Genomic DNA, 14,507 nt, shown 5'->3' with positions numbered 1-14,507 from the left:
CCCTTGAAAATATTCTTGAGTTTATCTTACACGAAAAGTTTGGAAAAACCGTGCACTTATAATAAATTTCACATATCATTTTGGGACTTTTTTTCTTTATTGATTTTTAAAAAGGTTCGCAAAAAGCCCAAACCAAAATGGACAGAATCCCATAAAGTGATAATAGGATACAGAAAAGGAGTGTGAAAGTATGCCTTACGGTTACTATCCACCATACGGTGCGCCCTATGGAGGTTATCCGGGATATTACGGAGGAAGTGGTGTATGGTTTGCACTGTTCATCATCCTGCTGGTCATCGTCCTGATCTTTGGCGGATGGTGGTATTTTTACGGATAGAAGGCACAAAGGTTTATCCTAAAACAGGATAAACCTTTTTCCTGCCCTGATAATTTGTTTCCCATCACTAGTTCAGAAAAACGTTTGAAAAAATAGAAATTTTAGAAAAATAACATTATAATAAAAAATAGAAAAAAAGGGGGAACTAATCAATGTCCAATACATACTCAGAAGTCTGGGACTTAGACGTATTTTTTGAAGGAGGAAGTGCTTCTCCTGATTTCGCTGCGCACCTAAAGGCTGCAGGTGAGGAGATCACACAATTTAAGAAGGAACTTGAGGACTGGCAGCCAGCTGACAAGAAAAGCGATGCTGGGAGGCTGGCAAGTCTTGTTGAAATGTTTGATGGAGCAGCCAGGAAGGTAAGGCAGGCAGGGGCTTTTGTAAGCTGTTTGCATGCTCAGAATACTGGTGATAAAAAAGCTGGCCAATTAAAATCGGCCGTTACAGAATTGAGTGCATCATTGCAAACGGCGCTGACGATCTTTGACCAGAAGCTATCCAGCTTTTCGGAGAATGTCTGGGAGGAGCTTGTCCAGGAAGGTCTGTTGCATGAGTTGCGTTTTGTACTGACAGAGCGTCGCGATCGGGCTGCGGAAAAGCTATCAGAAAAAGAGGAATCCGCAATCAATGCCTTGAGTGTAGATGGCTATCATGGCTGGGGCCAAATGTATGACCTTCTTGTTGGCAATACGAAAATTAATTATAAAGAGGAAAGTTTATCTGTCGGCCAGGCAGCTAATAAGCTCTCTGATGCTGACCGCTCTGTACGGAAGGAAATTTTTGCTCAATGGGAAAAAGCCTGGGGAGAGAATGAGGATGCCTACGCAAAGACCCTGAACCACCTTGCAGGCTTTCGATTGAATGTCTATAAGCTTCGCGGCTGGGACGATGTGTTGAAAGAGCCGCTTGATATTAATAGGATGAAAAAAGAAACTCTTGATGCCATGTGGGAAGTCATCTCTGAAAATAAGGAGCCATTTGTACAGTTCCTGAATCGTAAAGCGAAGCTGCTTGGAGTTGATAAGCTAAGTTGGTATGATTTGGATGCGCCAATTGGCAGTACGGAATCAAAAATGTCCTATCAGGAAGGGGCAGATTTCATCGTTGATAACTTCGAGCAATTTGGCAAGGAAATGGCCGACTTTGCGAAAATGGCGTTTGAAAATAAGTGGATTGAAGCGGAAGATCGTCCTGGAAAAGCTCCTGGAGGATTCCATACTTTCTTTCCGGAGAGCAGCCAATCCCGAATATTTATGACCTACTCAGGAACACCATCCAATGTCTCCACACTGGCTCACGAGCTTGGACATGGGTTCCACACATATGCTATGAGGGATTTACACTTGCTGAATCGTAATTATGCGATGAACGTTGCTGAAACTGCCTCTACATTTGCTGAAATGATTGTTTCTGACGCTTCTGTAAAAAATGCGAAATCGAAAGAAGAGAAGCTCAGTCTGTTAGAGGATAAAATTCAGCGGTCGGTCGCGCTATTGATGAATATTCATTCCAGGTTCCTTTTTGAGACGAAATTCTATGAAGAGCGCAAGCAAGGAGTTGTCAACGCTGAAAGACTGGGTGAATTGATGGAAAATGCACAAACCGAAGCATACGGAGGAGCACTAGATGAGTATCACCCGTTATTCTGGGCTTCGAAACTGCACTTCTTTATTACCGGAGTGCCGTTTTATAACTTCCCGTATACATTCGGCTACTTATTCTCCCTTGGCATTTATGCAATGGCCCAGGAGGAAGGGAAAGGATATGAAGAAAAATATATCGCTCTGTTAAAGGATTCGGCTTCTATGACAGTCGAGGACCTGGCGCAAAAACACCTGAACGTCGATCTCACAAAAAAGGATTTCTGGGAAAAAGCAGTTCGCATGTGTGTTGAGGATGTCGAAGAATTTATGGCATTGACAGAGTAGTTACTGCTGATTATGAAGGTAGGGAAAGCTGGCGAACAAGATTCCTTTTGCCTTTGAAGCAAGGAGGGCCAGACAAAGGCAAGTCTTGCGGAATAATTATACATGAGAAAACCCAGCCATTCAGGCTGGGTTTTTATACTTTTCTCAGTTTGAATGGACTGACCATCAGCAGACTAAGAGTCATCATAATGAACAGGAATGTCTGAGGTGCAACATGGGGGATGGCCAGGAAGCTTAGCGTTGCCAGCACTCCTGCTGCTGTGATTGGCAAACCTGTGAAATACCCGCAATTCTCGGTGATATTGAATCGTGCAAGGCGGAAGGCGCCACAGCCTATATAAAAAACGATGAAGAAGGCTCCAGGAGCACCGAAATCGGATAAAATTCCCTGATAGATTAATAATGCAGGTGCAACTCCAAATGATATAATATCACTCATGGAATCAAGCTGCTTTCCAAGTTCTGATTCAATATTAAGTTTTCTGGCTACCATGCCGTCAAATCTGTCAGCAAGGGCGGCGATGAAAATCAATAAGAGGCTTAAGTTCAGATTGCCGTGAATGGCCACGATAATCGCGAATCCACCTAAAGAAAGATTCGCCAATGTCAGAAGATTGGCTGTCTGGGATTTTACTTTCTTGACTGTTGAGTCGAGTACATCATGCAGAAACATATATTTTCACTCCTCATTATCGGAAAAGGGAACTAGCACATTAGGTTATTATATAATAATATATAATTCTAAGCTGATTATGCTATTTCGTAAAGATTTCTTTTAATAGTTTTCGAAAGTTCAGATTAATTTCCACAAAACAAAAGTTAATCTGTGCAAACACTTAAATAATAATCGGAGGTAAGAGTATTGTTCCAATCTATATATCGCTTGCTTATAGAATTGACAAATGGGAAGTGGACTTCGGCCATTTTGCATAAATTCGCAAAATCCAAGAGCAGCAAAAGAATCATTCCATCTTTTGCTAAAACTTATAACATCAACCAGGAGGAGATGGAGAAACCAATCGGAGAATATGAAAATCTCCATCAATTTTTCATCAGGAACCTTAAAGAAGGCGCAAGGAGAATAGATGAGGATCCTTTTTCAGTTGTTAGTCCAGTAGATTCAGTAATCGAAGAGGTTGGACAAATCGAGGCTGATAAAACGATCCTGGTAAAGGGAAAGGTTTATTCTATTTCTGAGATGCTCGGAAGTGATGAAGCAATGGCGAGGTACGAGCAGGGTACTTATATGATCTTTTATTTGAGCCCAAGCCACTACCATCAAATTCACAGCCCTGTAACTGGTGAGGTAATCAATCAATGGACTTTGGGCTTAAAGTCGTACCCTGTCAATAAAATGGGATTGAAATATGGAAACTACCCATTATCTAAAAACTACCGTAAGATCACTGAAATCAGGCATAAAGCGGGCATGGCAGCTGTTATTAAGGTAGGCGCAATGTTTGTTAACTCAATCGAAACCACCCATGACGGCCAAAAGGTGGATAAAGGTGAGCAAATGGCATATTTCACCTTCGGTTCAACTGTAGTCTTGCTGTTTGAAAAAGACACTATTAACCTGCTGCCGAAAATTGCTCCTCCATATCATATTAAATATGGCGAGAAAATCGGCACAATAAATGGACAAGGCTAAATAAAAAGCGAGGGGCACAGGCTGAATCTGTGCCTTTATCGTTGTTAAGGGAAATTATAAAATTATTTAAGTGTGGATAACTACAAGTAGTTTTCTTAATCCAGCTCCAGCGCCTAGCCCCTCGAGACGCTTCGGTCCTGACAATGAAGTCAAAGAACGACTTCACTGTCAGGCCCTCCAGCGCTAGTCGGGGCTGAACGAAGCGCTTACGCTTTTTGTCCTTTTCAATAACGTTTAACTCAAAAAAAAAGCCCTTTTAGGGGCTGTCAGGATGAGGCTTTAATTCGGTTAGATAATGAACGCCGGTGGATTTCCGTTTCAATCAAACGAATAAACTCATAGCTTAAATTCAATTCTCTTGCTTTAAAATAAGACTCGATCAACAGCTCGTCCGACAGTTTACGCATTCCAGTCATTCACCCCCAAAAGGATCTTCTAAAATAGATGCTAATTGCATATAATTGTAAGTTATTTCGTTCTACCCTTACTCTAGCAGAATGAAACACGGAGAACAACTGTTCTAATTATCCACAGTTAGCAGTGGATAACCTGTGATTAATTTGTTTATAAATGGGAAATTATTAATAAAATCAATGTGTGTTATGTGAATAAGGTTATCCACAGGATTGGAAATCGTTGGATTTTGTCGAAAAGTTTTTTGGAATATTTTAAAAAAAGTTGTAGCCAAGCGAATAAGTGGTGTTTTTGTCGACCTTTATCGCTTATTTTTATTTATTTCCTATCCATTTAAATGTTTGTTTTGAATACGAGGATAAAATTGGGTATGATGTTAACGGTATGATAGGAAATTAATTAATGAGGTGTAATGAAATTGCTAAAGCATTTTTTGCCGGACCAGCATGTGAAAAGTATATTTGAAATCACGCCCGAAAGCCTGAAAGATAAAGGTGTGAAGGGAATCATAACAGATCTTGATAACACACTCGTTGAGTGGGATCGTCCCTATGCGACGCCCCTGCTCATCGAGTGGTTTGAAAATATGAGGGAACATGAAATACTCGTAACAATTGTTTCAAATAATAATGAGAAAAGAGTCAGGGCATTTTCTGATCCGCTTAAAATACCATTCATATTTCAGGCGAGAAAACCGATGACTCGTGCTTTTAATAAAGCATTAAAACAAATGGGATTGAGAAAAGAAGAAACGGTCGTGATCGGTGACCAGCTTTTAACCGATGTACTTGGCGGCAACAGAAGCGGCTTCCATACAATTCTAGTTGTTCCGGTTGCACAGACAGATGGGTTTGTGACTAGGTTCAACAGAAAAGTAGAAAGAAGAATTTTAAATTGGTTCAGGAAAAAAGGAAAGCTGAATTGGGAGGACTAAGATTTGAGTGAGCAATTTAACTGTACAGGCTGTGGTGTGAAAATCCAGACGGAAAACCCAGAGGAATTAGGGTATGCTCCGGCCTCTTCGTTAGAAAAAGAAGTTGTGGTATGCCAGAGATGCTTTCGTTTAAAAAACTATAATGAAATCCAGGATGTTAGCCTGACGGATGACGACTTTTTAAAAATATTGAATGAACTTAGCAGCAGGGAGGCCCTGATTGTTAAGATTGTTGATATTTTTGACTTCAATGGGAGCTGGCTGCCAGGGATCCAGCGGTTCGCCGGGAAAAATCCAGTTTTATTGATCGGCAACAAAGCTGATCTTGTTCCAAAATCGGTCAAACAGCGAAAGTTGATCGACTGGATGAAGAAGGAATCCAGGGATTTGGGACTCAATCCGATTGATGTATCACTCGTCAGTGCTGCGAAAGGATATAATATCAGGGAAGCTGCTGTGGCAATTGATGAATATCGCAATGGCAAGGATGTTTATATTGTAGGCTGTACGAATGTAGGGAAATCTACTTTTATCAATAGGATCATCAAGGAAGTGACAGGGGAAGGTGATGTGATCACTACTTCTCACTTTCCTGGAACTACTCTTGATATGATAGAAATACCGCTTGAGGACGGAAAAGCGATTGTTGATACACCGGGTATCATCAACCATCATCAGATGGCGCACTACGTGGATAAGCGTGATTTGAAATTCATCACTCCTAAAAAAGAAATCAAGCCGAAGGTGTACCAATTAAATGAAGAGCAGACCCTGTTTTTCGGCGGGCTGGCTCGTTTCGATTATCTATCAGGTGGGAGAAGGTCTTTTTCATGCTATGTGCCGAATGAAATCAACATTCACCGAACAAAGCTTGAAAAAGCGGATGAACTGTATAAGAATCATGCAGGTGAACTTCTGACACCGCCGCGGCGTGAGCAGATGGATGAATTCCCTGAACTGGTCCGACATGAGTTCACAATTAAGGAAGCGAAAACCGATGTCGTATTTTCAGGGCTTGGCTGGGTAACGGTCAATGATGCTGGCGCAAAAATCGCGGCGCATGTCCCTAAAGGCGTTCATGTAATGCTGAGAAGGTCACTTATTTAGGTTCCGTTGTTTAACAGGACCAAATCAAAAAGAAGGGGCGGGAGACGTAATGAAAAAAATGTTCGGTGTCATCGGAGATCCTATAGCTCATTCGATGTCTCCTGCCATGCATAATGATTTATTTGATCTTTATGGAATCGATGCAGTTTATTTGCCTTTCCGTGTGAGCAACGGGAATCTTGAGGATGCTGTAAAAGGCTTGAAAGCGCTCGGTGTGAGCGGATTCAATGTAACAATTCCGCATAAGACAGATATCATCACTCACCTGGATAAAGTCGATCCTCTGGCAAGGGCAATAGGAGCCGTCAACACAGTCAAGAATGAAAATGGCCTTCTGGTAGGCTATAATACTGATGGCCCTGGCTTTGTTAAAGGGCTAGAATATTTGGCTGCTGATCTTGGTTCAAGATCAGCTTTGATTATTGGTGCAGGTGGTGCTTCAAGAGCCATTTACTTTTCGATGGCACAGGCCGGTATTGAGCGAATTGACCTGTATAATCGCACTCCCGAAAAGGCTGAAGAGCTTGTCGACTCTTGCCCTTTCAAAGTGGCATCAAAGATTATTGGCCGGGAAGCTGCTGAAAAGTCACTTGCAGATTATCAGCTAATCATACAGACAACTTCTATTGGTATGGTGCCTGATACAGAAAGTTTGCCGCTGTCTCCTGAAAACATAAGCCAAAATACGATAGTTAGTGATATAATTTATAATCCATTGCAAACAAAGTTTTTAAAGGAAGCTTTCAGAAGGGGAGCTGCTGTCCAGAATGGTGTAGGAATGTTTGTTTTTCAGGGAGCGCTTGCTTTTGAGATATGGACAGGGATTTTTCCTGACGTTGATAGAATGGAAATGAATGTTTTAAGAAATTTAGGAGGTTAACATATGTTAACAGGTAAGCAGAAACGTTTTTTAAGATCGAAAGCCCATCATCTTACTCCAATTTTTCAAGTTGGAAAAGGTGGGGTAAATGAAAATATGATCAAGCAAATCGCAGATGTACTGGAAGCTAGAGAGTTGATTAAGGTAAGCATCCTGCAGAACTGTGATGAGGATAGGGATACTGTGGCTGAACAGCTTTCTCGTGGTGCAAAAGCAGAGCTTGTTCAGGTAATCGGTAATACCATTGTTTTATATAAAGAGTCCCGTGAAAATAAGCAAATCGTTCTTCCAAGATAAATACTGGGAGGTGCCTGTTTGAAAAAAGTTGGCATTTTAGGCGGAACCTTCAACCCGCCGCACACCGGACATTTAGTTATTGCGAATGAAGTGTTACATGCTTATGGACTTGATGAGGTTTGGTTCATGCCAAATCAGGTGCCGCCGCACAAAACTGTAGATGAGCCCATCAGCCATTCAGACAGGCTGGCTATGCTCGAGCTTGCTATCGCCGATAACAAGCAATTCAGGATTGAAAAAGCAGAACTTGAGAGAAGCGGCCGATCTTATACGTATGAAACGATGAAAATATTAAAAGATATGTATAAAGAAACCGATTTCCACTTTATCATTGGCGGAGATATGGTTGAATATCTGCCCAAATGGCATAAAATAGATGAATTATTGAAAATGGTCAAGTTTGTGGGTGTCAGCAGACCATCATACAATACCGAAACACCATATGATATTCTTTATGCAGAGACACCTCAAATGGATATCTCTTCAAGTATGATTAGAGATAGAGTGAGGGACGGCCGAAGCATACGCTATCTGCTGCCCGATCCGGTTAGGGTTTATATAGAGGAGCATGGTTTATATGGAACGTGAACAAGCATTTCAGATTGTGAAGCCACAACTGACTGAACACCGCTTTCAGCATACTCTTGGCGTGATGGAGACAGCCATCAAGCTGGCCGGGATTTATGGAGCAGATATTAAGAAAGCGGAACTGGCTGCTATTTTTCATGATTATGCTAAATTTCGCCCGAAGGATGAAATGAGACAAATCATTGAGGAACAAAAAATGCCTCCAATCTTGCTTGAGTTTAACAGTGAGCTCTGGCATGCGCCAGTCGGGGCGTTCCTCGCAGAGAAGGAAGCGGGAATCGACGACAAGGAAGTACTTGATGCAATCCGTTACCATACTTCAGGAAGGATTGGCATGACGCTTCTTGATAAAGTCATCTATCTGGCTGATTACATTGAACCAGGCCGCCATTTTCCAGGAGTGGATGAAGTCAGGGAACTGGCAGAGAATGATTTGGACAGAGCATTGATCCAATCCATGAAAAATACAATTCAATTTTTAATGAAGAAAAACCAGCCGGTCTTTCCAGATACATTTAATGCATACAACAGCATCGTACAAAATTCAGGAGGTTGATTAAATGAGTGAGCGCGAATTATTATTGACAGCGGTAAAAGCAGCAGACGATAAAAGAGCAGAAGATATTATGGTACTGAATATGAAAGGTATCTCATTGATTGCTGATTACTTTGTCATCTGCCACGGGAATTCTGATAAGCAGGTACAGGCTATTGCCCGTGAAATCAGGGAAAAAGCAGAAGAGCATGGATATAATCTTAGGCGGATGGAAGGTTTTGACGAAGCAAGGTGGGTGCTGATCGATATCGGTGATGTTGTTGTCCATGTCTTCCACAAAGAAGAGCGAAGTTACTATAATCTTGAGCGCCTATGGGGAGATGCTCCGATCGAAAACGTACAAAGTGAGCTAAATTAATGTCATACGAAAGGTTCGCTTATTTGTATGATGAGCTCATGCAGGATGTTCCCTATGATGAATGGGTTTCGATTGTTGAGTCATACAAAGAGAAATATCAAGTGAACGGAATGAAGCTCCTCGACCTCGCATGCGGCACCGGAGAGCTATCAGTAAGATTTGCGCAAAAAGGCTTTGATGTGACTGGCGCGGATTTATCAACAGATATGCTCTCAGTAGCCCAGTCGAAAGCACAGGCGCTATCGTTGCCAACACAATTTTTTCAGCAGGACATGACGGAGCTTGATGATTTAGGTGAATTTGATATCATTGGCATCTTTTGTGATTCGCTGAATTATTTAGAGGATGAACAGGCAGTCCGCCAGACATTCGAAGGGGTGTCCCGCCTTTTAAAAAAAGGGGGCTTATTCCTGTTTGATGTCCATTCTGTCTATAAAATGGAACATATTTTTGCAGATGCAACGTTTACATGGGATGATGAAGAAATCACTTATATTTGGAACAGCTTCAAGGGGGAAGGCGCTCACAGTGTTGAACATGAGCTTACCTTTTTCGTCCTTGATGAAGGAACAGGAAAGTATGACCGAGTCGATGAATTGCATTATCAGCGTACATATCCCGAGGATTCCTATGTAAAATGGTTAGCGCAGGCCGGCTTTGCTAATATTGAAGTTACCGGGGATTACACTATGAAAGCCCCCGAGCCAACAGCAGAACGGTTGTTTTTTGCTATGAAAAAGCTGTGAACAGTAAAAAGGCACACCACCTGCCAGGAAGAATTTGATGTTTGAATCATAATTCTTCCCAGCGGAAAGCAAAGCCCCTGGAACGGAAATCAACCGAATATTTTTACAAGCCGTCATAAAAATAGAGGGTGTCCAAAAGTTTTTACTTTAGGACACCCTCTTTCTTGTACTAAAATTGTCACATTTATATAGAAGGATTATAAAGACCAATAGCGAAATCTTTTAAGGGCCGAATTGTTCCTTCGTTTTTTCCAGTTCTTCTGCAAATTTTTTATGAGTTGCCTGAAATATCTGTTCAAACATATCTCCCGTTTCACTTTCAAGTACCTTGATTCCTTCTCCTGTTATGCCGCCTTTAACGCAAACCTTTTCCTGTAAAGTTTGTAAAGTATAATGATTTTGACTCAATAATTCTCCTAAACCAATTAGCATCTCACTTGATAGTTTGGTGGCAGTTTCCTGATCAATTTCCGTTTCCTTGACCGCTCCATTGATAAAACTCTGAACAAGGTGACTGAAGAAAGCTGGACCGCAGCTGACGATATCTGAGGCCACTCTTGTGATATTCTCCTCGATTTCCAGGGGAACAGATACCTTGTCGAAAAGGGTAAATAATGCTTCCCTCCATTCCGTCGTGCATCGAGTTCCAAAAGAGAAAAGTGAAACACCTGCAAGCGCTCTGTTTGTAATGCTTGGAATGATTCTCATGACAGAACAATCTACTTTGCTTTCTATTTGCCCTACACTGATTGGGCTTGTTATGGAAATTACACATTTATCCTTTGTGACCACAGGTTTGATGGTCTCGAGGACTCCCAAAACATGATGGGGCTTAACGCATACGAAAATAGCATCGGCGTTTTCAGCAACTTCTTCCGCATTCTCACCAACTGATAAGCCTGGATATATTTTTTGAATCTCTAAAGCTTTTGATAATGTCCTATTTGTAATCATCATTGAAGAAGGGGAAACGGCATTCCCATCAATGAGAGCTTCGGCGAGAATTCTCCCCATATTCCCTGTGCCTATAATCCCTATTTTCATAACCCTTCCCTCCTTCGTACATTTATTCTCCTATATCCATATGATTTCAAGTTTTAGTTTATGACATATAGAAAGGTGTTGACCGTTTGTGGACTGGATCAGAGAAAACAAAATTTATGTTATTGCAGGAATGGTGGCTGTATTATTTTTTCTTTATTCATCATTCGATAAACAAGATGAATTGACCGAAATGAATGAAGGAACTTTAGCTATGGTCGAAGCTAACAGTGAGGAAAAAAATGACATGAAAGTCGATGAAAAAATTATGGTCATGATGGCTGACATCAAAGGCGCGGTCGTAAACCCTGGCGTTTACGAAATCAATGAGGGAGGGAGGGTGGTTGACCTAATTGAACTGGCAGGAGGGCTTGCGGAGGACGCAGATACGGCTGTCATTAATTTTGCGTCATATGTGCAGGATGAAATGGCCATATATGTGCCGCGTATCGGCGAGAATGTCAATGCTGTGCCTCCTGTACAGGTGGGGGAGACGGAAGGAAATGGGACAGTGAACTTGAACTCTGCTGGGTCCAGTGAGCTCCAGACATTACCGGGGATAGGTCCTGCAAAAGCAGATGCCATTATTGAATATCGCGAGATGAATGGTCCGTACAAATCAATCGAGGATTTAAAAGAAATCAGCGGAATTGGTGATAAGACTTTTGAAAAATTGAAGGACTTGATTTCTGTAAAATAGCTGCATCGAAATTGACTCTTTGATGATAAGTATTAAAATTAGATACATGGCAAGAGTTTATTTACAATACCTGTACATTTTTTGAGCAATTAAAGGGGGATTACAGCATGGAACGAAAGAGTTGGGATGAATACTTTCTTGATATCGCTGAAGAAGTTGGGACACGCTCTACCTGCCCAAGGCTGCATGTAGGCTGTGTCATTGTAAAAGACAAGCACATTGTATCAACTGGTTACAACGGGTCAATACATGGCCATGACCACTGTGAGGATGTCGGCTGCCTGATTAACGAGCAGGGAAGATGCATCAGGACCTTGCATGCAGAGGAGAATGCAGTCCTCCACGCCGACAGAGGGCTTCTAAAAGGTGCAACAGCCTTTGTAACCCACGAGCCTTGCGAAAAATGCTCCAAGACACTCGCACAGTCAGGGATTACAAGAATCGTATACAGCAGCGCCTATCCTAACAAGTATAATGAACTTTTCTTAAGGGATGTTGAGGTTGTCCATTTATCTAAATAACTTAATTAAGGAAAATAGAATATGATGCCAAATCGATTTTGGCCTATTAAAGGGCAGCTGTTTTACCTGGCAGCTGTCTCGTTATTGGGTCTTCTGACCATTACTGAAAATAAGTTCATATACGGGGGATTGTTCCTGCTTAACGTGTTCCTGTTAAAAAAGCTGAAGAAACTCCCCGCTTCCACTCTTGTGCTTTTGGTGGGCTGCTACCTCATTTTTATGTCCGCGGGATATTCAGAGTCACTTTCTGAATCAACTTTTACAGGCAATGAAAAAAACTTCCTGATATTATTTGACGATGAAATCCAACTGGACGGTGACTTGCTTTTTGCTTACGGAAGAGCAATGCCTTCTAATGAAAAACTGGTTGTCAAATACAGGATCAAGTCAAATGCCGAACAAAAGATTATCCAAACACTGCTTACTCCTGGAATGGCATGTGCAGTGTCCGGAGTCCTCAATCGTCCATCTCCTGCCAGAAATCCCAATGCATTCGATTACAAAGGTTATCTTCACCGGAACGACATCTTCTGGATCTTTGATGTCGACAAACTATCTCTGGAAACTTGCTATCAACAATCCGATGGAATTTTAACTGCATTAAAAGCCATTAGACATAATGAAATTGCCAGGATAAAAGACACTTTGCCAGTGGAAACTTCAGCCCTTGCAGCAGCACTTATATTTGGGGATAGAAATCTCTTTAATCCAGAAACAGAACGATCTTACCAGAAAATAGGAATCGTCCATTTACTAGCTATTTCCGGCCTTCATGTTGGGTTGCTTACAGGTATGATTTATTTTCTTTGTATCAGGATGGGGGTGACGAAGGAAAAAACTGAAATTTTGTTAATGGCCTATCTACCTGTTTACGCAGTTATTACTGGGCTAGCTCCTCCGGTTGTCAGGGCAGCTGCAATGCTTGTCATGTTGATTGGCTCACGGCGAATATCACTGCGCATAACGCCTCTTGACGCAGTTTCAGCAGCCTTTATGCTCATGGCACTTATCCATCCGAGTATCATATTTGATACAGGGTTCCAACTTTCATTTGCCGTCAGCTTCTCCCTGGTCATTTCAGCACCGGTTATTCTTAAAAGTTTTACATCGTTTGTAAAGCAGACTGCTGCCGCTTCTTTTATAGCACAGCTCTCAAGTCTTCCTGTCATCCTTGCTACTTTCTATGAAGTCTCTGCGATATCGATTTTTGCCAATCTCCTCTTCGTGCCGCTTTTCTCTTTCGTATTACTTCCGCTTTTGTTGATCACCTATGTGATTTTGTTGATTCTGGGGGTGTTGCCTTCTTTTTATTTGTACCTCATGGAGAACCTCGTACATCATGTGAACCTCTTCGCCATGAAACTGTCTGAGCTTCCGATTTCGACGATCATTATTGGCAAGCTTGAACCATTTTTACTTATTGTACAAGTCATTTTGATTCCACTATTTTTTTTTAAGTGGGAAGGTTTTATTTTTAAAAAGTTAAAACCTCCTCTATGGCTTTTTGCCTTGCCGTTACTTCCTCTATTCATGCAAATATTACTTCCATATTTAAATCCTTATGGGCAAATCACCTTCCTGGATGTCGGGCAGGGTGACAGCATCTTCATCAGGATGCCGCATAATCAGGGCAATTATCTTATAGATACGGGCGGTGTCATTTCCTTTGAAAAAGAGCACTGGGCGCAGAGAGGCAGTCCATATGATCCCGGTATGAAAATCGTCGTTCCTTTTTTAAAAAGTGAAGGTGTCAGGTCTGTTGATAAATTGATTTTGACCCACGGGGACGCAGATCATATAGGGGGAGCTGTTGCTTTGTTGGAGGAAATACGGGTAAAACAGCTGATAGTACCGCGTGTAGAAGAGAGATCGGTATTGGAGTTAGAAATCATGGACATCGCAAATGAAAAGGGGGCAGACATTTATATAGCTGGTTTAGGCACTGGATGGACAACGGCTGGGGGTGATTTTAGGATACTTAATCCAAGCGAAACTGCTGGGGAGCGAAACGACCAGTCAATAGTTCTGCTTGCAGCTATTGGGGGAAACAAGTGGCTTTTTACAGGTGATCTAGGCATCGAAGGAGAAAGTTCGGTGGCCAGGAAAACAAAGGACATTGACATAGACGTTTTAAAAATCGGGCATCATGGTAGCAAATATTCCAGTTCAGAACTTTTTCTGGAAAGAACGCAGCCTGATTTTGCAGTCATTTCTGTAGGAGAGAATAACCGGTACGGCCATCCCGCTGAAGAAGTCATCGAAAGGTTAGAAGAACGTGGCATGCAGATTTTCAGGACAGATGAAGATGGCGCAATCATTTACAAGTTTAAAGACAATTCAGGAACGTTTACGACACAACTTCCATAGTATATAGCAAGAACAAATAGTTCTCTCCCCCGAAAATCACATGAACATGATAAGAGACTGCATTTTGTCAAATGCAGTC

Annotated in this window: 17 protein-coding genes; 14 read left to right on the top strand and 3 right to left on the bottom strand. The window is 41.7% G+C overall.

All coding sequences use genetic code 11. The features are described 5' to 3' along the window. The first annotated feature begins 190 nt into the window (after positions 1-190). A complete protein-coding gene (locus tag CD004_RS24120) occupies positions 191-337 on the top strand; it encodes a hypothetical protein (protein WP_170029993.1) in 147 nt (48 codons plus the stop codon). 152 nt (positions 338-489) lie between these two features. Further along, positions 490-2,268, top strand: coding sequence for a M3 family oligoendopeptidase (locus CD004_RS15960; RefSeq protein ID WP_102263665.1), 1,779 nt, complete (start codon positions 490-492; stop codon positions 2,266-2,268). Positions 2,269-2,401: 133 nt separating this feature from the next. Here the strand turns inward: CD004_RS15960 and pssA are convergent, their stop codons facing one another. Next, entirely contained in the window at positions 2,402-2,941 is a 540-nt protein-coding gene (pssA, locus tag CD004_RS15955) for a CDP-diacylglycerol--serine O-phosphatidyltransferase (RefSeq protein ID WP_102263664.1), read from the bottom strand. Positions 2,942-3,130: 189 nt separating this feature from the next. Between pssA and CD004_RS15950 the strand changes: the two genes are divergently transcribed. Then, positions 3,131-3,919 (top strand): phosphatidylserine decarboxylase, encoded by a 789-nt coding sequence (locus CD004_RS15950; protein WP_102263663.1) that lies wholly within the window; start codon positions 3,131-3,133, stop codon positions 3,917-3,919. A 266-nt stretch (positions 3,920-4,185) separates the two neighbouring features. Here CD004_RS15950 and sda read toward each other — a convergent pair whose 3' ends face one another. Continuing rightward, entirely contained in the window at positions 4,186-4,326 is a 141-nt protein-coding gene (gene sda / locus CD004_RS15945) for a sporulation histidine kinase inhibitor Sda (RefSeq protein WP_102265137.1), read from the bottom strand. 425 nt (positions 4,327-4,751) lie between these two features. On the opposite strand from sda, the gene CD004_RS15940 reads away from it, so the two are divergent. Genes CD004_RS15940 through CD004_RS15905 form a run of 8 tightly spaced genes read left to right on the top strand, consistent with a single transcriptional unit; the run spans position 4,752 to position 9,799 of the window. Then, positions 4,752-5,267, top strand: a complete 516-nt coding sequence (locus CD004_RS15940) for a YqeG family HAD IIIA-type phosphatase (protein ID WP_102265136.1) — start codon at positions 4,752-4,754, stop codon at positions 5,265-5,267. 3 nt (positions 5,268-5,270) lie between these two features. Further along, positions 5,271-6,374 (top strand): ribosome biogenesis GTPase YqeH, encoded by a 1,104-nt coding sequence (yqeH, locus tag CD004_RS15935; RefSeq protein WP_102263662.1) that lies wholly within the window; start codon positions 5,271-5,273, stop codon positions 6,372-6,374. A 49-nt stretch (positions 6,375-6,423) separates the two neighbouring features. Further along, positions 6,424-7,254 (top strand): shikimate dehydrogenase, encoded by an 831-nt coding sequence (aroE, locus tag CD004_RS15930; protein ID WP_102263661.1) that lies wholly within the window; start codon positions 6,424-6,426, stop codon positions 7,252-7,254. Positions 7,255-7,257: 3 nt separating this feature from the next. Then, positions 7,258-7,551 (top strand): ribosome assembly RNA-binding protein YhbY, encoded by a 294-nt coding sequence (yhbY, locus tag CD004_RS15925; RefSeq protein ID WP_041965182.1) that lies wholly within the window; start codon positions 7,258-7,260, stop codon positions 7,549-7,551. An 18-nt stretch (positions 7,552-7,569) separates the two neighbouring features. Continuing rightward, the gene (locus CD004_RS15920; RefSeq protein WP_102263660.1) at positions 7,570-8,139 is read left to right on the top strand and encodes a nicotinate-nucleotide adenylyltransferase; all 570 of its coding nucleotides are present in this window, start codon (positions 7,570-7,572) and stop codon (positions 8,137-8,139) included. Further along, positions 8,129-8,695, top strand: coding sequence for a bis(5'-nucleosyl)-tetraphosphatase (symmetrical) YqeK (gene yqeK / locus CD004_RS15915; protein WP_102263659.1), 567 nt, complete (start codon positions 8,129-8,131; stop codon positions 8,693-8,695). Before CD004_RS15920 ends, yqeK begins: the two co-directional genes overlap by 11 nt. Before the next feature lie 4 nt (positions 8,696-8,699). Next, complete coding sequence (rsfS, locus tag CD004_RS15910; RefSeq protein ID WP_102263658.1) at positions 8,700-9,053, top strand: ribosome silencing factor; 354 nt, start codon at positions 8,700-8,702, stop codon at positions 9,051-9,053. Next, positions 9,053-9,799 carry a class I SAM-dependent DNA methyltransferase gene (locus CD004_RS15905; RefSeq protein ID WP_102263657.1) on the top strand — a complete coding sequence of 249 codons (747 nt, stop codon included), beginning with the start codon at positions 9,053-9,055 and terminating at the stop codon, positions 9,797-9,799. The genes rsfS and CD004_RS15905 overlap by 1 nt, the downstream gene beginning before the upstream one ends. 222 nt (positions 9,800-10,021) lie before the next feature. Here CD004_RS15905 and comER read toward each other — a convergent pair whose 3' ends face one another. Beyond that, positions 10,022-10,843, bottom strand: a complete 822-nt coding sequence (gene comER, locus CD004_RS15900) for a late competence protein ComER (protein WP_102263656.1) — start codon at positions 10,841-10,843, stop codon at positions 10,022-10,024. A gap of 88 nt (positions 10,844-10,931) precedes the next feature. Between comER and CD004_RS15895 the strand changes: the two genes are divergently transcribed. The 3 genes from CD004_RS15895 (at position 10,932) to CD004_RS15885 (ending at position 14,428) form a co-directional block, all read left to right on the top strand. Next, the gene (locus tag CD004_RS15895) at positions 10,932-11,540 is read left to right on the top strand and encodes a helix-hairpin-helix domain-containing protein (protein ID WP_233434878.1); all 609 of its coding nucleotides are present in this window, start codon (positions 10,932-10,934) and stop codon (positions 11,538-11,540) included. Positions 11,541-11,647: 107 nt separating this feature from the next. After that, positions 11,648-12,061, top strand: a complete 414-nt coding sequence (locus CD004_RS15890) for a deoxycytidylate deaminase (protein WP_102263655.1) — start codon at positions 11,648-11,650, stop codon at positions 12,059-12,061. 21 nt (positions 12,062-12,082) lie between these two features. Beyond that, the gene (locus tag CD004_RS15885) at positions 12,083-14,428 is read left to right on the top strand and encodes a DNA internalization-related competence protein ComEC/Rec2 (protein WP_102263654.1); all 2,346 of its coding nucleotides are present in this window, start codon (positions 12,083-12,085) and stop codon (positions 14,426-14,428) included. The last annotated feature ends 79 nt before the right edge of the window (positions 14,429-14,507 follow it).

The sequence above is a fragment of the Mesobacillus jeotgali genome (genome assembly GCF_002874535.1).
Lineage (GTDB): Bacteria > Bacillota > Bacilli > Bacillales > Cytobacillaceae > Mesobacillus > Mesobacillus jeotgali.
Note: the sequence above shows the minus strand (reverse complement) of the source record. Positions and strands in the feature narration are given on the sequence as shown.